The sequence below is a fragment of the Propionibacterium australiense genome, assembly GCF_003666605.1.
Classification (GTDB): Bacteria; Actinomycetota; Actinomycetes; order Propionibacteriales; family Propionibacteriaceae; genus Propionibacterium; species Propionibacterium australiense.
In genome coordinates this window covers 1-17,883 of record NZ_RCIV01000014.1, presented here as the reverse complement: position 1 = coordinate 17,883, position 17,883 = coordinate 1, and the positions used below count along the sequence as shown (strand labels likewise).

At 71.0% G+C, this 17,883-nt stretch carries 18 protein-coding genes; 12 read left to right on the top strand and 6 right to left on the bottom strand.

Annotation, left to right across the window (positions count from 1 at the left end; all coding sequences use genetic code 11):
* Nucleotide 1: 1 nt before the first annotated feature.
* Nucleotides 2-451, bottom strand: coding sequence for an HIT family protein (locus D9T14_RS09990; RefSeq protein ID WP_119162284.1), 450 nt, complete (start codon nucleotides 449-451; stop codon nucleotides 2-4).
* A gap of 465 nt (nucleotides 452-916) precedes the next feature.
* On the opposite strand from D9T14_RS09990, the gene D9T14_RS09985 reads away from it, so the two are divergent.
* The 7 genes from D9T14_RS09985 (at nucleotide 917) to D9T14_RS09960 (ending at nucleotide 6,699) form a co-directional block, all read left to right on the top strand.
* Nucleotides 917-1,225 carry a hypothetical protein gene (locus tag D9T14_RS09985; protein ID WP_126464143.1) on the top strand — a complete coding sequence of 103 codons (309 nt, stop codon included), beginning with the start codon at nucleotides 917-919 and terminating at the stop codon, nucleotides 1,223-1,225.
* Nucleotides 1,222-1,527 (top strand): hypothetical protein, encoded by a 306-nt coding sequence (locus D9T14_RS09980; protein ID WP_119162282.1) that lies wholly within the window; start codon nucleotides 1,222-1,224, stop codon nucleotides 1,525-1,527. Before D9T14_RS09985 ends, D9T14_RS09980 begins: the two co-directional genes overlap by 4 nt.
* Nucleotides 1,528-1,669: 142 nt before the next feature.
* A complete protein-coding gene (locus D9T14_RS14270; RefSeq protein WP_259340981.1) occupies nucleotides 1,670-1,804 on the top strand; it encodes a hypothetical protein in 135 nt (44 codons plus the stop codon).
* Nucleotides 1,805-1,844: 40 nt separating this feature from the next.
* Nucleotides 1,845-3,041 (top strand): sensor histidine kinase, encoded by a 1,197-nt coding sequence (locus D9T14_RS09975; RefSeq protein ID WP_119162281.1) that lies wholly within the window; start codon nucleotides 1,845-1,847, stop codon nucleotides 3,039-3,041.
* A 196-nt stretch (nucleotides 3,042-3,237) separates the two neighbouring features.
* Complete coding sequence (locus tag D9T14_RS09970; RefSeq protein ID WP_119162280.1) at nucleotides 3,238-3,900, top strand: response regulator; 663 nt, start codon at nucleotides 3,238-3,240, stop codon at nucleotides 3,898-3,900.
* Nucleotides 3,901-4,417: 517 nt separating this feature from the next.
* On the top strand, nucleotides 4,418-5,767 hold the full coding sequence (locus D9T14_RS09965) for an MFS transporter (protein ID WP_119162279.1): 1,350 nt from the start codon (nucleotides 4,418-4,420) through the stop codon (nucleotides 5,765-5,767).
* A gap of 341 nt (nucleotides 5,768-6,108) precedes the next feature.
* Complete coding sequence (locus D9T14_RS09960) at nucleotides 6,109-6,699, top strand: MarC family protein (RefSeq protein ID WP_119162278.1); 591 nt, start codon at nucleotides 6,109-6,111, stop codon at nucleotides 6,697-6,699.
* 7 nt (nucleotides 6,700-6,706) lie between these two features.
* Here the strand turns inward: D9T14_RS09960 and D9T14_RS09955 are convergent, their stop codons facing one another.
* The 3 genes from D9T14_RS09955 to D9T14_RS09945 are packed head-to-tail and all read right to left on the bottom strand — an operon-like array spanning nucleotide 6,707 to nucleotide 9,817.
* The gene (locus D9T14_RS09955) at nucleotides 6,707-7,684 is read right to left on the bottom strand and encodes a ribose-phosphate diphosphokinase (protein ID WP_119162277.1); all 978 of its coding nucleotides are present in this window, start codon (nucleotides 7,682-7,684) and stop codon (nucleotides 6,707-6,709) included.
* Between the two features lie 37 nt (nucleotides 7,685-7,721).
* Nucleotides 7,722-8,579, bottom strand: coding sequence for a PIG-L deacetylase family protein (locus D9T14_RS09950; RefSeq protein WP_197720620.1), 858 nt, complete (start codon nucleotides 8,577-8,579; stop codon nucleotides 7,722-7,724).
* Between the two features lie 11 nt (nucleotides 8,580-8,590).
* The gene (locus D9T14_RS09945; protein WP_119162276.1) at nucleotides 8,591-9,817 is read right to left on the bottom strand and encodes a glycosyltransferase; all 1,227 of its coding nucleotides are present in this window, start codon (nucleotides 9,815-9,817) and stop codon (nucleotides 8,591-8,593) included.
* A 165-nt stretch (nucleotides 9,818-9,982) separates the two neighbouring features.
* Here D9T14_RS09945 and D9T14_RS09940 point away from each other — a divergent pair, with 165 nt between their 5' ends.
* Entirely contained in the window at nucleotides 9,983-10,834 is an 852-nt protein-coding gene (locus D9T14_RS09940) for a hypothetical protein (RefSeq protein WP_119162275.1), read from the top strand.
* 70 nt (nucleotides 10,835-10,904) lie between these two features.
* Here the strand turns inward: D9T14_RS09940 and D9T14_RS09935 are convergent, their stop codons facing one another.
* Nucleotides 10,905-12,095, bottom strand: a complete 1,191-nt coding sequence (locus D9T14_RS09935) for a MalY/PatB family protein (protein ID WP_119162274.1) — start codon at nucleotides 12,093-12,095, stop codon at nucleotides 10,905-10,907.
* A 203-nt stretch (nucleotides 12,096-12,298) separates the two neighbouring features.
* Here D9T14_RS09935 and D9T14_RS09930 point away from each other — a divergent pair, with 203 nt between their 5' ends.
* The 4 genes from D9T14_RS09930 (at nucleotide 12,299) to D9T14_RS09915 (ending at nucleotide 17,358) form a co-directional block, all read left to right on the top strand.
* Entirely contained in the window at nucleotides 12,299-13,468 is a 1,170-nt protein-coding gene (locus D9T14_RS09930) for a uroporphyrinogen-III synthase (protein ID WP_119162273.1), read from the top strand.
* A gap of 296 nt (nucleotides 13,469-13,764) precedes the next feature.
* Nucleotides 13,765-14,169 (top strand): transcriptional regulator, encoded by a 405-nt coding sequence (locus D9T14_RS09925; RefSeq protein WP_232012415.1) that lies wholly within the window; start codon nucleotides 13,765-13,767, stop codon nucleotides 14,167-14,169.
* The gene (locus tag D9T14_RS09920; protein WP_119162272.1) at nucleotides 14,166-14,846 is read left to right on the top strand and encodes a nucleotidyl transferase AbiEii/AbiGii toxin family protein; all 681 of its coding nucleotides are present in this window, start codon (nucleotides 14,166-14,168) and stop codon (nucleotides 14,844-14,846) included. The genes D9T14_RS09925 and D9T14_RS09920 overlap by 4 nt, the downstream gene beginning before the upstream one ends.
* Nucleotides 14,847-15,321: 475 nt before the next feature.
* Nucleotides 15,322-17,358: an NAD(+) synthase gene (locus tag D9T14_RS09915; protein WP_119162271.1), complete on the top strand. Its 2,037-nt coding sequence runs from the start codon at nucleotides 15,322-15,324 to the stop codon at nucleotides 17,356-17,358.
* Between the two features lie 155 nt (nucleotides 17,359-17,513).
* Here the strand turns inward: D9T14_RS09915 and D9T14_RS09910 are convergent.
* On the bottom strand, nucleotides 17,514-17,883 hold a 370-nt coding region (locus tag D9T14_RS09910; RefSeq protein ID WP_147434122.1), incomplete at its 5' end, for an IS1634 family transposase.

Here is a 17,883-nt window from a genome sequence, read left to right as displayed (position 1 = left end):
GTCAGGCCAGCGTCGTCGAGCCGAGTTCGGCCGGCACGGTGGCGCCGTGGCCGAGGTCGCGCAGCGCGGCGCGGACCTTCTCGGTGGCGGCGTCGAGTTCGGCACCGGGCACCTCGCTCCTGGCGTTGGCGAAGCTCAGCTCGGCCTCGCCCCAGGCGGGCAGGACGTGCAGGTGCAGGTGCGGGACCTCGAAGCCGGCGACGAGCAGGGCGGCCCGCGGCGCGTCGAAGGCATGCTCGACGGCCTGCCCGACGACTTTCGCCACACCCATGAGATGGGCCAGCAGCGCGTCGTCGGCGCTGGTGAACTTGGCCACCTCCGCCCGTGGCACGACGAGCATGTGCCCGTCGGCGATCGGGTTGATGGACGCGAAGACGACGCACACGCCATCCGCCCACGCGAAACGGCCGGGGATCTCGCCCTCGATGATCTTCGTGAAGACAGTGCTCATGGCCCCATCGTGGCACGACGGCGCCGCCCGTGGGCAGGGTCGGGGCTTCGGCGGGCCACTCATCGCCGTGGTCTCCGGGGCCTTGGTCCGGCAGGGGTTGCGGCCTTGGCTGGAGCTTTTCGTGTTCGGCCGCACCCGCCTTCATGTATGCCGCCCCCGTATTCGCTAGAGTGCGAGGCAATGGCGGCGCTTCACTGTACATCTGGTTGGGAGGCCTGTTGTGAGCGGCCAGGAAGCAGCGGAGCGGCCTGAGGGCGCGAAGACACCACTCGCCCCGGGCCCGGAGTCCGAGGACCTGTCCTGGGCCACGAACTCGCGGTTCACGGTCGAGGAACGAAGAGAAGACGCGGCCATGGTTCTGGCGCGTGTTGATCGTGATCGGGAGATCGAGCGGCTGCTGCGGCTGGGGCTGACCCCCAGGAGGTCATTGAGCGCACGGGCTCCGAACCCAGGTTCGTGGCCCATGTGGGCCAGCAGATCGCCCGTGGCGAGCCGGTGCGCCCCGAGAGCCCGGAGGAACTGGGCTACCGGCGGTTTCTGGGGCAGATCAGCAGCCAGGAGATGATGGACCGCCTGCGCACCTGGCCCTACACCTTCGGTCGGCAACGTGACTACGACGACTACGAACGCGGCTCCTGGGACGACGTGCTCAATCTGCGCCGACAAGGATTCCTGTCTGATCAGGAGTATGCCGAGTTGCGGGTGATTACTGATCCGATGCCCAGGCCGCCCGATGACCCCTTGCCATGGGAGAAGGGCTGGCAGCCCCAGTGACGCCCCAGCCCGCCGGGGATGCCGGTGAGGTTCTGGAGGCCACCGCGGCCCAGGTTCAGGACACCATCGACCGCTTGGCACCCAAATACGCCCTGCCCCACAAGCCTGAGGAGGGGACTTTCTGGTACCAGCTGCAGGAAGCCATCACCGAGAACCCCACCACCTCGACTGCACAGAAGCAGCAATTCACCCCCGAGGACACACTCCGCACGATCAAGGCCGCCACCCAGCGAGCCACCCGCAATACCCCACGCCCCCGCAGCCACAAACCACCCGGACACGACCACGGCATCGGACTCTGAAACACCCGGCGCCGCGCGGCACCGGGGCCAGGCACACCCTGACCCTTGCGCGCCGGCCCGGTTGGCGTCAAGATTGCCTGATGCCGGTGCGCCAGCACCGCACACGTGGGGCGTCCCAGGACGCCGTCTGGGGAGGTCAGTCATGATGCCGAGACGAACCGGTTGGTTCACGGCGGTCGTCGCCGCCCTGCTCGGGCTGGCCCACCTGCACCGCCACCGCGAGGAGCGGCACGAGGCCGAGCTGTGGGCCGAGATCGGCCGCAGCTTCGATCCCTGAGCCCGCCCCGGCGCACGGCTGTGCTCCATAGACTTCACTCATGAGCTTCGTCCCCATGCTCCGCCACGACACACGCAGGGAGCTCATCACCGACGCCGCACTGGCCGCGGTGCTCACCGCACTCACCTGCTTCTGGGGCGATGTCACCTTCCCCTACCACGACTCCCACCTGGCGACCCTGCTCACGAGCCTGCCGCTGACGGTATCGGTCGTCCTGCGCCGCCGGCGCCCGCTCATCATGCTGGCCATCGCAGCCGTCGGCGGGCTGCTGCAGGCCGTCGTCCTCGAGGCGCCGTCGCCCTCGCTCATCGCCGTGCCGATCATCACCTACTCGGTGGCCCGTTGGGTTCCGGGCCGCGATTCACGGTTGGCGGTGCTGGTCGGCTTCATCGGCGCGATCGTCGGGCCCTACCGATGGTCCCGCACACCCGAGCCGTGGATCGCCACGCCGAACCCGCACAACGTCTTCTACCTGCTGTTCCTCATCTGCGAGGCAATGGTGCTCATCCCGTACCAGATCGGGCGCCGCACCCGCGAGAACGACGCAGCCGAACTCGAACGGGAACTGGCCGCCGAGGCCCAGTACGAGGCGCAGCTCGCCGCCCAGGCCGAACGCGCCCGCAGCATCGAGGCCCGTACCCGCAACGAGATCGCCCGCGAGCTGCACGACGTCGTCGCCCACTCGCTGAGCGTCATCACCGTGCAGGCCCAAGGCGGCAAGGCGCTCGCCGCGAAGAACCCCGACGCGGCCGCCCAGGTGCTCGGGACGATCGCCGACACCAGCCGCGAGGCGCTCGTCGAGATGCGCCGCATCGTCGGGGTGCTGCGCGAGGGCCCGGCCGAGTACCGGCCGATGCCGGCCCTGAGCGACATCCCGGCCATGACCGAGCGCGCCGGGGACCGCGTGCACCTGGAGGTCAGCGGCACGGCGCCAGTGGTACCGCCGACCCTGGCACTGGCCGCCTACCGCATCTGCCAGGAGGCCGTGACGAACTTCCTCAAGCACGCCGGTCCCCAGGCCACGTGCTGGATGCGCCTCGGCTACGAGCCCGACCGCATCGTCATCGACGTCACGGACGACGGTGCGGGCGCGGCGGTGACAGATGACGGCGGGGGCAACGGGCTGCGCGGCATGTCCGAGCGCGCCACCGCGATGGGCGGCACGGCCAGCGCCGGGCCACGCCCCGAGGGCGGGTTCGCCGTGCACGCGGAGCTGCCACTGCCCCAGGACGACTAGGGTCGCCGCTGCGCCGAGCCGCCCTCGCCGCGAAGACCGGCAGGGCTGTGTGAGCCGGCTGGCCACAGGACCCCGCAGTTGCGCGTACCGCGAACAGCACGGCGCTGCTCCCTCGGGCTGGTCTCGATGACTACCGTAGGGGTACCGCCGAGGCGGGATGCCCGGTACGGGCCGGGCACGAGTACAGGAGGAGAACATGGCCGAGCCCATCACGGTGCTTCTCGTCGACGACCAGGAGCTGGTGCGCAGCGGCTTCCGCATGCTCATCGACGCCCAGGACGACATGAGCGTCATCGGCGAGGCAGCCGACGGGGCCGAGGGCATCGAGCGGTTGAACGAGCTGGAACCCGACGTGGTACTCATGGACATCCGGATGCCCGTCATGGATGGCGTCGAGGCGACCCGCCGCATCATCGACTCCGGCACCGACACCCGCGTCCTGGTACTGACCACCTTCGATCTGGACGAGTACGTCTTCTCGGCCCTCAAGGCAGGCGCCTCGGGCTTCATGCTCAAGGACGCCCGGCCCGAGGAGCTGCTGTCGGCCATCCGCACCGTCGCCTCCGGCGACGCCGTCGTCGCGCCGAGCGCGACCCGCCGTCTGCTCGAACACGTCGCCCCCACCCTGCCCGATCATGTCGGGGAGGAGGACGACCGCCTCTCGGTGCTCACCGACCGCGAACTCGAGGTGCTCGGCGAGGTGGCACGCGGCGCGACGAACGCGGAGATCGCCGAGCACCTGTTCATGGCCGAGGGCACCGTCAAGACCCACATCGGACGGCTGCTGTCCAAGCTGGAGGCCCGGGACCGTGTCGGTCTGGTCCTCATCGCCTACGAGACCGGTCTCGTCCACCCCTGAGCCGGGCCCGACGGGCCGGCAGACCCCGGCGTGAGAAGAGAGTGACCCGGGCTTGCCATTCGTTGTCCGCGCTCGCCCAGCAAACAGAGGACAAGAAGCTTGTATGTCCTGACAAGGAGGATCGCCTCGACCGGAGGGAGGCCACTCCGCGTTTTTCGGACCGGGAGCGATCACATTCTGGTCACCGATGTCCCCCTAGGGGCTTCGTGTGTATAAACTTCAGGGCAGTATCGATGTTCTGCTCATGCTGATCGCATCGCCCGATGACGTAGCCGATCGCAGAACTGCAGAGCCCAGGGCATCAGCCGCATTCGCGGCCCACAGACGCCCAGGGGGCTGCTGGGGGTGACCAGCAGCCCCCTGGTGCCCTTCAACTGCGCAGCGAAGCGTCGACCGGCAGCAGCCCACCTCCTCTCGCGATGACGGTACTGCTGTGCCCCGCGTCGGCGGATCCGGTCGGGAACCTCGACACATCCGGGCCGGTTAGACTCCCCGGTGACCGCTGGAGGAGATGCGCGTGGAATTCACCCGGAGACTGAGCAGCCTGTGCCGGCACCGCAACTTCCGGCGGCTCCTGCTCGTTCGCCTGTGCGGGCAGTCCGGTGATGGCACCGCCCAGGTGGGGATGGCCTCGTATCTGCTGTTCAGCCCGCAGAGCCAGACGAGTGCGTGGGCGGTCGCCGGGGTGCTCGCCCTCACGATGCTCCCCTACTCGCTGTTCGGCCCCTTCCTCTCGGTCCTGCTCGACCGCTTCTGGCGTCAGCGCATCTCGGTGCTCGTCGACCTCACGCGCGCCCTCTGCAGCGCCGGGCTGGCCGCGATGATCGCCTCGCACCTGACCGGCGGCGCCGCGAACGTCGCGCTCGCGGTGCTGCTGCTGGTCATGCTGAGCCTCAACCGCTTCACCCTGGCCGGGCTCCAGGCGGGTCTGGCGAGCACGGTGGACGAGGACGAGTACCTGGAGGCGAGTTCGCTCATGCCGATGATCGGGCCGCTGGCCACGCTCTTCGGCGGCGCGGCGGCCGGCATCATCCGCCTGGCGCTGGGCGGGCGGCTGGGCACGGACACCGCGAACGGGCTCATCTTCGTCCTGGCGGCGCTGTTGTTCACCGTCGCCATCGCCGTGGCCGGCCGCATCCCCCGCTCGGCCCTGGGGCCGGAGGCCGGCGCAGGCCGGACGACGGTGGGTGAGGTGGCGCACGGCCTGGTCACCGGCCTGCGTCACCTGTCGACGCGGCGGCCCGCCTGGCTTGCGCTGTTCTCCGAGGCCGTCGTCCGCATCGGCTACGGCTTCCTCATGGCCTTCGTCGTCGTGATCTACCGCCACCACTTCGCCGCCGGGGACCACCTCGGTTCGGCGATCACCGGCACGGGCGCCTGGTTCGTGGTGAGCGGCGTCGGATTCGTCCTGTCGGGCGTCGTCTCGGTACCCATCGCCCACCGCATCGGGGTGCGGCGCTGCATCGGCGCGATGCTGCTCGTCATGGCCGCCTCGCAGGCAACCGTCGGAGCCGTCATGACCATACCGACCCTGCTCGTCAACTCCTTCCTCATCGGCCTGGCCGGCCAGTCGCTCAAGGTACAGGTCGACACCGTCGTGCAGGCCCATGTCGACGACGACCACCGCGGCCGCGTCTTCACGCTCTACGACGTGCTCTACAACGTCTCGACCGTGCTCGGTGCCGTCATCGCGGCCTGCGTACTGCCGGCCGACGCGGTGAGCCCGCCGGCCATGATCGGCATGGGAGCCGGCTATCTGCTGGCCGGTCTGGTCTTCTGGGCCGCCTCACGCGGCATCGGGGACGCGCTCTTCGACAGGGGCACCCGGCGCGAGGGCGAGCCACGGCCCACCGCCGTCCCGGGCTGAACCCCCCCGCCCGGCGTGCGCCCGCACCGCCCCGGGGGCCCTTCCCGGTTGCGCCGGCGCACGGCGAACGGCCCACCGTCCCGGGGAACGGCTGTCAGCGCCGCGATCAAGGCTTCCCCGCCCGCGAACGGCCCACCGGCCCGGGCAGTGGCAGGAACCTCCGGTCAGGAGTCCCGGCCCCGCCCCGGCCAGGCGCCACCGTTTGTGAACCCCCGCTTCTGTCATTAATATTTCCCCGCGAATTCAGATTCAGCCACAACAAATCGTGGCACACCTGCATCCACCGAGAATATTCGTTCCCGGGTGTCCCTTGGCCCTGCTCGACGTCCAGGAGAAGGCTCATGGCCCTCGTACTGTCCTCCGCGCTGACACTCTTCCTCGTCCTCGACCCGCTGGGCAACATCCCGATCTTCCTGACGGCCCTGCGTGAGGTCGGCCCGGGACGCCGCCAGCTCGTCCTGGCCCGCGAACTGTGCATCGCCCTGCTCATCATGCTCGCCTTCCTCATCGCCGGCCGGCAGCTGCTCGGCGTGCTGCACGTCACCCAGCCGGCGCTGGCCAGCGCCGGGGGACTCATCCTCATGCTCATCGCCATCCGGATGATGTTCCCCACCCCAGCGAACAGCCTGACCGAACGCACCGACAGCGAACCGTTCATCGTGCCGCTCGCCGTGCCCTACACGGCGGGGCCGTCGGCCCTGGCGACCGAGATCATCCTGGCCAACCAGTACCCGGACCAGATGCCCCGGCTGCTCGCCGCCACCGCGCTCGCCTGGCTGCCGTGCGCCGTCATCCTGTTCTTCTCGGGCTACCTGAACCGCTGGCTGGGCGAACGCTTCCTCACCGCCGTGGAGCGGCTCATGGGCATGATCCTGGTGATCATCTCCACCCAGATGCTGCTCGGCGGCCTGCGCGACTTCTTCGGGCTCTGACCCGGGTTCAGAAGAGTTCGCCCTGGCCCTTCGGCGGGGCGTAGGCGGGGTCGACGCCGTCGAACATCTTCGAGATCGACCTGCCGTGGTGGATGCGGTCGATGGCCTCGGCGAACAGCGGGGCGACGGACAGCACCGTGAGCTCGGGCCAGCCGTCGGGGGCCGGGACGGTGTCGGTGGTGACGACCTCGCTGATGAACTCCTCGGCGCGCAGCCGCTCGACGGCGCTGCCGGTGAACAGGCCGTGGGTGCAGGCCACCGAGGCCGACAGGGCGCCCTGCTCCTTGAGCCGGCGGGTGAGTTCGATGATCGAGCCGCCGGTGGCGATCTCGTCGTCGAGGACGATGCAGTGCTTGCCGACGACGTCGCCGACGACCATGTCGATGACGACCTTGTCGTCGGCGAGACGGCGTTTGCTGCCCGCCGCGACGGGCAGGCCGAGCAGGCGGGCGACGTTGGAGGCGGCCTTGGCGTTGCCGAAGTCGGGGCTGACGACGACCGAGTTCTCGCAGTTGCCGCGGAAGTGGCCGGCGATGACGCCGAGCGCGGTGAGCTGGTCGACGGGCGCCGAGAAGAAGGCCTGCACCTGTGGCGAGTGGAGCTGCATGGTGAGTACGCGGTCGACGCCGGCGGTGACGAGCAGGTCGGCGACGAGCCGGCCGCCGACGCTGATGCGCGAGGCGTCCTTCTTGTCCGAGCGCGCGTACGAGTAGTGCGGGATGACCGCGGTGGCCTGGGCCGCCGAGGCCGACTTGGCGGCCTGCACCATGAGGAGCAGCTCCATGAGGTGCTCCTGGGTGGGCGGCACGAGGGGCTGCACGATGTAGACGTCGCGCTGGCGGACGTTCACCAGCAGCTGCGCCTGGAGGCAGTCATTGCTGAACCGGCTGATCTCGACCGGCGAGAGCCCGACCTTCGCGTACCGGCAGATGTTCGCGGCCAGCTCGGTGTGGGCCGAGCCCGAGAACACGACGATGTCTTCCACGACCGTCCTTCCCGCTGCGGATTCGTGCGGCACCAGCCTAGACCGTCGGCCCCTGGTGCGCACCGCCGCTCCCGTCGCGCCCGGCGGGGACGCTGCCGGGCAGCAGGCCGATCCGGCGCGGGATCTCCTGACGCTGGCCGCCGACGTGGCGGATGTGCTGGTCGGCGCCGGATCCGGCGACGGTGAGCTGGGTGCGGAAGCAGCGCAGGGCCGCGACGACGCGGGCCTGCAGCACCGGGTCGGTGCCGTCGAGCCAGCTGGCCGCCGCGGCGTCGCCGGCGTCCGGGTTGTCCTCCTGCGAGAGCACCTGGACGAAGGGCACGCCGGCCCGCCCGCAGGCCAGGGCGACGATCTGGTGGCAGCGCACGTGGTCGGGGTGGCCGTAGCCGCCGCCGTCGTCGTAGCTGACGACCGCGTCGTAGCGGCGGCCGACCAGCCCGGCGCACAGGTCGGTGACCTCCTGGGCCAGCGGGGCCACCGTCAGGGCGTGCTCGCCGACGTCGGCGGCCGGCCCCGCCAGGGTGGGCGTCACCCAGCGCATGCCGGAGTCCTCGTAGCGGCAGTCCCGCAGCCCTGCCTCGCGCCAGGGCGCGGCCCCGAGGAACCACCTGTTCTGCACGCCGAGTTCAGCGCAGGCCGCGTCCAGCTCCCGCTCCCTGACGGCCGTCAGCTCGGCCGGCGTGACGGCCTCGGGCAGGACGCCGGGCACGACCTCGCCCCGTTCGCCGCGCGTGCAGGTGACCAGGTCGACGCGGCCGCCGCTGGCCGCCAGCCACGCCGCCAGCGGGCCGGTCGAGAGGGTGTCGTCGTCGGGGTGGGCGTGGACGAGCAGGACGCGCAGGCCCGCCGGGGTGTTGATGATCCGTTCGATCATGCCGGTGTCGTCGGTGGGCACGGTGCTCCTCGTCATCTCGCCGTGCGCCGGTCGAGGACGCCGCGGTAGGCGTCGACGAGCCCGGCCGCCGTCCGGTCCCAGCCGTGCTTCTCGGCGAAGGCCCTTGCCGCTCTGGTCATGCGCGCGCGCAGCTCCCCGTCGTCGCGGGTGGACTGGGCCGCCGCGGCCCAGGTGGCCGGGTCGCGGTCGTCGAGCAGGATCCCGGTGACGCCGTCCTGGACGGCCTCGGGGATGCCGCCGACGCGGCTGGCGATGACCGGCACGCCGCTGGCCTCGGCCTCGAGGCAGATGAGCGAGAAGGTCTCGGAGTAGCTCGGGGTGACGAGGGCGCAGGCGCCGCGCAGCATGCAGGCCAGTTCGTCGCGGTTCTGCGAGCCGAGGAAGACGATGTGCTCGTCGAGGCCCAGCTCGTGCACGAGCCGGTGCAGTTCCTGCTCGTAGCGGGCGAAGTCCTGGGAGGCCTCGCCGGCGATGACCAGGTGCGGGCGGTCGAACTCGGGGATCTCGGCCATCATGCGCACGACCAGGTCGGGGCCCTTGAGGGGTTGCAGGCGCGAGGCGAACAGGAAGTAGCATCCGCCGCCGGTCTCGCTCCAGGCCCAGTGCCGCTCCCCGGGGGCGAGCGGGCGGAACCGGTCGAGGTCGACGCCGGGGTGGACCGGGACGATGGGCGTGTCGAGGGGCCCGTAGCGGTCGATGATGGTCTGCTTCTCGGCCTCGGAGACGGCGACGATGAGGTCCGAGCGGGCGGCCGCCAGCGCCTCCCCGGCCGGGCGGCCGGGTGACTCGGGCGGTTCGCCGTCGGCCAGCGTGTCGGCGCCGGGCGGGGCCGAGACCGAATGGAAGCTCTGCACGTGCGGGATGCCCCAGCGCCGCGCCAGCGGCAGGGCGGCGACCCCGCTGAACCAGTGGTGGGAGTGGATGACGTCGTAGGCGGGGTCGAGCCGTGCCATGGCCGCGCGGAAGGGCTCGATGAGGGCCTCGGCCCGGCTCTTGGCGACGACGCGGGCGGGGCCGGCGTCGAGGTTGACGAGCCGCACGCCGGGCGCGATCTCGGCCTGCGGCGGCGCGTCGGGGGTGTCGCGGCGGGTGATGAGGTCGACCCGGTGGCCGGCCTCGGCCAGCGCGAGGGCGGAGTTCAGTTCGACGACGTTCATGCCCCCGGCGTCCGCCGACCCGGGGGAGGCGACCGGGGACGTGTGCAGCGACACGAACGCGATGCGCGCGAACTCGGTCATCGGGTCACCTCCGTCATCCTCACAGGATTGTTCCACAGATGCCCCGCCGGGTCACAAGTCCATCCGTCATTCGCCCCAGTGGGGGCCGTGTCGGCACGGAGGAGCACGAGGGCCGGGGCCCGTCGCTGCCGGCCGCCTGCGGTGCGCTCCCCTAGTGTTGGTCCCATGAACCGCCGTATCCTTCCCTCGCTCGTCGCCGCCGCGACGCTGGTGGCCGCAGGCTGCGCCCAGGGCCCCTCGGACAACCCGACGGGTTACGGACCGACGAGCAGCACCCCCAGTCCGACGAACTCCGACGAGACCAAGGCCATCGAGAACTTCGACTTCACCAGCGCCGAGTGGTACGACGCCCGCTCGCAGCAGACGCTGAAACCCGCCGCCACCGGCTCCCAGCGGGATTCCTGGTGGCGGATCGACAACGGCACCGATGGCAACCCGGTGCAGTACGGCGACCTCAACGGCGACGGCTACGAGGACGCCGTCGCCTGGCTGACGAGCGGCGAGGGCGACGGCTACTGGCACTACGCCTATGTGTGGACGTGGGATCCCGAGCAGGGCACCGCGGTGCAGTCGCCGTACCCGGTCACCGACGACGCCTCGTGCGGCAATGCGACGGAGTCACTGGAGGTCGACGCGGACAGCGGAGAGATCAAGGTGACGCGTCTGATCCGCAACAACGAACCCTGCTCCGAGCTGCCGGCCCAGAAGATCACCAATACGATCGCGCTGGAGAACGGCGTACCGATCCGCACCTCACCGCTGCGCGCCTCGACCAGTCCGTGCCTGGCACCGGCGTCCGACTCCCGCAAGACGACCGACGTCCTCACCAGGCCCCTCAAGCTGGCGCCCGAGGAGGGCGCCCCCGAGCTCGCCCTCGACCGGGTCGACCGGGTGGTGCTCGGCGGCGGCCGTGACCAGACGGTCAACGGCTACCACCAGGTGCTCTACCGCTGGGGTGACGATTCGCTCACCTGGTACTGCGCGTACACCGACGAGGTCGCCATCGCGGGAGGCTGAGCGGCTCCGGGCGGGGCACACCGTCCCCGCCCGGCCCGTGTGCCTCGCCGTGCGGGTGACCGCGACGGTCTCAGCCGAGGCCGGCCAGTCCGTTGACCAGGCGTTCGGTGCCCTGGTCGAGGATCGCCGGGGTGGTGGCCAGGTTGAACCGGACGAAGCCCCTGGCCTGGGGGGAGAACCACTCGCCGTAGTCGATGGCGAGACCGCAGGTGTCCTGCATGAAGGACCGCATCTCGTCGGGCCGGACGTAGTCGCGCAGGTCGAGCCACAGCAGATAGGTGCCCTCGAGCGGGGGCATCTGCGCGGTCGGGGCGACCTCGCGGACGCGGGCGCGGAAGCTCGCGTCGTTGCGGCGCAGGAGCGCGGTGAGGCCGTCGAGCCACTCTGCGCCGCCTCGCCAGGCGGCCTCGGCGGCGCAGAGACCCATGATGTTCGGTTCGGTCTGCACGTAGGCCCGCGCCCAGGCGTCGTAGCGGGCGCGCAGCGCGTCGTCGTGGATGATGATGTGCGAGTGGACGAGGCCGGCCAGGTTGAAGGTCTTGGAGACGGCGCTCAGCGTGACGACGCGGTCGCGGTAGCGGCCGCCGGCCACCTCGGACATCGCGACGAACGGGCGGTCGCCGGGCAGGATGTCCTGGTGGATCTCGTCGGCGACGACGAGGACGCCGTGCCTGGCGCAGATGCCCAGCACCGCGTCGAGCTCGGCCTCGGTCCACACGCGGCCGACCGGGTTGTGCGGGGAGCAGGCGATCCACTGCCGGACGCCGGCCTCGACGATGGTACGTTCGAAGTCGTCGAGGTCGAAGCCGTACTCGCCGTTCGCGTCGCGGACGAGCTCGCTGGTGACGAGCCTGCGGCCGGTGTCGCGGACGGCGTTGTACATCGGGTAGTAGACGGGCGTGGTGAGCAGGACGGCGTCGCCGGGCTCGGTGAAGGCACTGATCGTCCAGTAGAAGCTTGAGACGACGCCGGTGCTGAAACGCACCCACTGCCTGCTGACGCGGGCCTGCCGGCGTGGGGCGGCCCAGGCGTCGAAGGCCTCGAAGTAGGAGTCGGGCACCGTGGAGTAGCCGAAGGCGCCGTGGGCGACGCGTTCGGTCAGCGCGTCGAGGACGGCCTCGGGGGCGCGGAACTCGGTGTCGGCAACCCACATGGGCAGCAGATCGGGGTTGCCGAAGCGCTGGCCCAGGGCGTCCCACTTGAGGGAATTGGTGTTGCGGCGCTCCACCTGGTAGCGCTGCACGAAGGTCTCGGCGTCCATCGGCCCTCCTGTCGGTGAGTGGACCCGAGGATTCTCTCACCCGATCCGCCCGGCGGGGCAAGCCGGCGGGGCAGGTACGCCACCGCGCGGCGAGACCGCACGGCCCCGCCGTGCGCGGCACGGCCGGGGCGAGGGGCCGGCCGTGGTGAATCCCCGGCGCGAAATGCTCCCGTTCGGCGCCCGGCCCGTGACAGGCTTGGCCCGTGACGAACTCAGCCGCCTCCCAGCCCGGACCTGGACCGGGCACGAACGGGTTCGTCGACGCCGCCCTCACCGAGGTGCTGGCGGGCGCCCGTGTCCTCATCACCGCCCAGCGCCGCGCCGAGGACCTCGCGGCCGCCCTCAAACGCCGCGGCGCCCACACCGTCATCGCCTCGAGCATGGGCGTGGAGCACCACATCGACGAGGCGGGGCTGCTGGGCCGGACCCGCGACCTGCTCGACTACCCGCCCGACGCCGTCGTCGTGACGACGGGCATCGGCCTGCGCGCCTGGCTGGACGCCGCCGACACGGCCGGCCTGTCCGAGGCGCTGGCCGAGATGCTCACGGCGACCCGCACGATCGCCCGCGGCCCCAAGGCGCTGGGGGCGCTGCGCGGGGCCGGCGCCGAGGCGGCCTGGGTCTCGCCCAGGGCCAGTTCGTACGAGATCCTCGACCACCTGCTGGAGGGCGGCGTCGAGGGCAGGCACATCGTCATCCAGTGCCACGGCGCCGGAGACGACGGCCTGTCCGAGGCGCTGTGCGAGGCGGGCGCCAGGGTGACGCCGCTGACCGTCTACCGCTGGGGTCCGGCCCCCGACGCGGACGCCGTGACGAACTCGATCGACGAGTTGCGGGCGGCCCGCTTCGACGCGGTGGCCTTCACCTCCTCGCCCGGCTCGGCCGCCTGGGTGCGCGCCCTCGACTCGGCCAGGGCCCTCGAGGACGTGCGCGAGCAGAACCTCGCCGGCGGGCTCGTCCTCGCCGCGGTCGGCCGGGTCGCCGCGAAACCCCTCGTGGATGCCGGTTTCGACGTGGGCTACCCCGACCGCGGGCGCATGGGGGCGCTCGTCCGGCACATCTCGGCCCGGGTCACCGAGTCGGCGCTGACCTGCGTCATCCCCGGTGGGCTGCTGCGCGTGCACGCCACCGACGCGGCCCTCGGGCAGCGGGCGCTGGGCCTGTCCCCCGGCGGCCTGGCGGTGGCGCGTCTGCTGGCGAGCCGGCCGGGGCAGATCGTCAGCCGCGAGCAGATCCTCCACGTGCTGCCCGGCGACTCGACCGACCCGCACGCCGCGGAGGTCGCCATCGCCCGCCTGCGCGAGGCGCTGGCCAGCCCGGCGTCCATCCGGACCGTGGTGCGCAAGGGCTACCGGCTCGTCGACGCCAGCTGACCCGGCCCACCCAGAGCCGGTTCACGAACCCAAGGAGAACCCATGGCCACCACGCTCCTTCCCGCCCCGCACGGAACCGGTTCACGGGCGCGCTGAGGGGAAGCGCGTTCTGCGAGATGCTGGTCCGGCGCGGGGCCGTCTCCGGTGCGGGCGTCGACGCGGCAGGCGCGCAGCGCGCACCACGTTGTGCGTCGACCAACCGAAAGTCGATGCCCCGAAACTGTCCCTGGCTCGTTTCCGGTTGCCCCGATAAAATTGCCTCTGCGCCCCCGGGAACCGTGAGGATGTGAAGAGGCATGACCGACGGGGTTCGCGGCGTGACCGCCGCTGAGGAGGGTTTCCGGCGCTCCCACTCCGCCGCGCCTGCCGTACCGGCCGAGCACCGAGTGTTCCTTCGTGACGTGAAGCCCTATGCAGTTCCTGAGAGCCTGGACGATTTGAAGGGGCCGGCGGGCGGTGTTGTCGAGTTGCCCCACACCGTGCTGTGGGCGCCGGGAGGCGGCCGAGTCGACCTTGATGAGGATGGCGGCGTCAGTCTGGCTTATCGAGCAGTGGTGGCCGAGGGGACTGTGGCCGATCAGGTGGCGATCCTCAATCGTGATCGGCTGGTGGCCGTTTGGCCGGAATTGTTGCTGCCGCGGCGGGCTCGCGCGCTGTGGGAAGCCCGTTTCCCCGAGCTGCGCGATGTGGTGAATCCGTGAGCGCCCGGTCCGAGATGCAACGTGAGGTGACCCGCATCGCCCTGGCCAGGGCCGCCGAGTCCGGTTTCGCATTGGCGGGTTCTGGCGCGATCCGCGAGCACGGTGTGACCGATCGACCGACCGAGGACATCGACCTGTTCACCATGGCGCAGGACATCGACGAGTTCGCCCGGGCTGTTGATCGTGTCGTCGCGGCCCTGCGGGAGAGTGGGTACGAGGTCGAGGAGGCCCGCCGAGTCGCGCAGTTCGCGCGGTTGCACGTCAGCACCGCCGATGGGCTGCGGCTCGGCGTCGACATGGGGGTGGACTGGCGGGAGAACGACCCCGTGGGGCTCGACGTCGGTCCTGTGCTGAGCGTGGAGGATGCGGTCGGCAACAAGATCGCCGCACTCTACTCACGCGCTGAGCCGCGCGACTACCTCGACGTTGATGCCATCCGCCGATGGGGCCGGTTCACTGATGAGGAACTGGTGAGCGCAGCGGCCGAGCGTGACGCAGGGTTCGAGGTGACCATGTTCGCGCAGCAGTTGGAGGCCGTGCGCCGAGTGACGCCACGCGACGTCGAACGCTACGACGTCGGCGCAGAGCAACTGAACGGCGTCAAGGAGCGCTGCACGCAGTGGGCTGCGCGCCTGCGCGGACAATCGGGAAGTCCAGGGGTGCTGCCGCCCTGCTGAATCTCAGCCCTCACCGCTGAGGGCGAGTCGCCCGAAGCCGACCCCCGCAGCGACGCGACAGCGGCCTGACAGCGGCCCCAGGCAGGGCGTACCCGTCCGTGCCTGCCGGGCCGGGGCAGTGTTCTTCGGCCGCCCGACCAGCCTGCCGTGGGCCGTTCATACCTGCCGGGCCGGGGCAGTGGGCTGCCTACCTGGGCCGCCGGCGCCCCGGCGACACGCTCGTGATGGGTGCCGGTCAGTTGTGTATGAGCCTGCGGCGCCGGTTCGGTTTCCACGCCGGCCCTGCCCAAGTATTCCGAGGCCGCAAGGCCGCCGAGGCGCGTGGGGCCGCTGACGCTCGGCACTCGCGCTCAACTGCGTGTTGGACACCTCCCGCGGGCCGGACCGGGCACCGTGAACACAGAGTGACCCTCGCCCGGCGCGGCGTCCGGGAGGACGACAATGGGGTGCACGAAGGCCGAACGACAGGAGGACCATGAACTTCACCTCGCTCTACGACCAGGGCTTCGCGCGGATCGCGGCATGCACCGACGTCGTCGCCATCGCCGACCCCGCCACGAACGCCGACCGCCTGGCCGAGCAGGCCCACCGCATGGCCGGCCGGGGCGCCGCCGTCGTCGCCTTCCCAGAGCTGAGCCTCACCGGCTGCGCCATCGACGACCTGCTGCTCAACCAGCGGCTGCTCGACGCGACGCTGGCGGCCCTCGCCCGGTTCGCCGAGGCCACCGCCGCCCTGACGCCGCTGCTCGTCGTCGGCGCCCCGCTGCGGCGCGGGAACCGTCTCTACGACTGCGCCGTGGTCGTCCACCGTGGGCGCGTGCTGGGCGTGGCGCCGAAGAGCTATCCGCAGAGTCATGGCGGGGCCCACGAGAAACGCCGCGTCGCCTCGGGGGCCGGGCTGCGCGGCGAGATCGACCTGGGTCGGCTCGGCCGGGTGAGGTTCGGCGACAATCTGCACTTCCGCGCGTCCGACGTCGAGGGCCTCGACGTGTACGTCCAAGTCGGTGAGGACCTGTGGGCGCCGGTCTCGCCTGGCGCGCGCGCCGCGCTGGCCGGGGCGAGTGTCATCGTCACCATCGCCGGTTCTCCGGTCACCGTCGGCAGCGCCGACGAGCGTCACCTGATGTGCCGCTCCGCCTCGGCGCGGCAGGCCGCCGCCCACGTCTACTGCGCCGCCGGGGCCGGCGAGTCCACCACCGATCTGGCCTGGGACGGGCAGACGATGATCTACGAGAACGGCGTCCTGCTGGCCGAGGGCGAGCGCTTCGCCGACGGCCCGCGCGCCTCGGTCGCCGACGTGGACCTGAGGCTGCTGGCGGCCGAGCGGCTGCGCAACGGCTCGGTCGACGACAATGCGCGCGATCTGGCCGGGGCCGGCCTGGACGCGCGCGTCGAGGTCATCGACGTCGTCCTCGACCCGCCGCGCACCGATCTCGGCCTGGCCCGCGAGGTCGCGCGCTTCCCCTTCGTCCCCGCCGATCCCGCGCGGCTGGCGCGGGACTGCTCCGAGGCCTACGCCATCCAGGTGGCCGCCCTGCGTCAGCGGCTGACGGCCATCGGGGACCCGCGGATCGTCCTGGGCGTCTCGGGGGGCCTGGACTCGACGCTGGCCCTGCTCGTCGCCGCCCGGGTGATGGATCTTGCCGGGCGCCCGCGCACCGACATCTGCACCGTCACGATGCCGGGCTTCGCCACGAGCGCGCACACGAGGGACAACGCCACGCAGCTGGCGCAGGCCCTCGGCACCACGTTCGAGACGCTCGACATCCGGCCGGCGGCCACCCAGATGCTCCGCGACCTAGGGCACGCGGAGGACGAGTACGACGTCACCTTCGAGAACGTGCAGGCCGGTCTGCGGGCCGACTACCTGTTCCGGATCGCCAATCAGCGCGGCGGCATCGTGCTGGGCACCGGGGACCTGTCGGAGCTGGCGCTCGGCTGGTGCACCTACGGGGTCGGCGACCAGATGAGCCACTACGCGGTGAACGCGGGGCTGCCGAAGACCCTCATGCAGCACATGGTCCGCTGGGTCATCGCCTCGGGGCTGTTCCCGGAGGAGGTCGGTGTGGTCCTCCAGTCGATCCTCGACACCGAGATCAGCCCGGAACTCATCCCCGCCGGCGAGGGCGCCGCGCCGCAGTCGACCCAGGACACGATCGGCCCGTACGCGCTGCACGACTTCACCCTGCACCACTGGCTGCGGTACGGCTTCAGCCTCAGCCGCATCGCCTTCCTCGCCCAGCACGCCTGGGGCGACGCGGAGGCGGGCGGCTGGCCAGCGGGAACCCCCGAGGACGAGCGGGTCGCCTACTCGCTCGACGAGATCACGCACTGGCTCGGTGTCTTCTGCCGGCGCTTCATGCAGTCGCAGTTCAAGCGCACCGCCTCCCCGAGCGGCCCGAGGGCGCTGCCCAGCGGCTCGCTCAGCCCGCGCGGCGACTGGAACGCCCCCTCCGACGCCAACGCCCGGGCCTGGCTGGCCGACTTGGAGACCATCCCCGCGCAGGGCTGAGGCGTCCCGCGCCCGCTGGGGCGGCGGGCCGGTTCGAGGAGTGCGTGGGCAGGCACAGGATCGCCTCGGAGCCCCTGTCACCTGACTCGTGCCACCTTTATTGGCCGGCTGGGGTGAAGCCCTTGTCCTCGACATAGAACCTGACTCGTGCCACTTTAGTGTGGGGGCCAGGTGAGGCCGAGGGTGTCGAGGATGGTTTGGGCTGCGGGTGTGATCTGGTCGTGAGCGGGTAGGGTTTGGCCAGCGATGTTGACGTTCATTTCATGGATTGGCTCGAGTGTTTCGATGATTTTGGCGACGGATTTCCCGGTGATTGTTTGCAGGCGGTGTGAGACGGCGAGTGCGGCCATCACGATGGTGAGGTGGGCTTCGATCGCCTCGCGGGTGTGATGGAAGATCGGGCGGGCTTTCAGGTCGCTCTTCGACATCCTGAAGGATTTCTCGATTCGCCAGAGCTCGTGATAGTCGGCAATGAGTTCTGCCGCGGAGATTCGGGTGGCGGGCATGTTCGTGACGTAGCCTTTC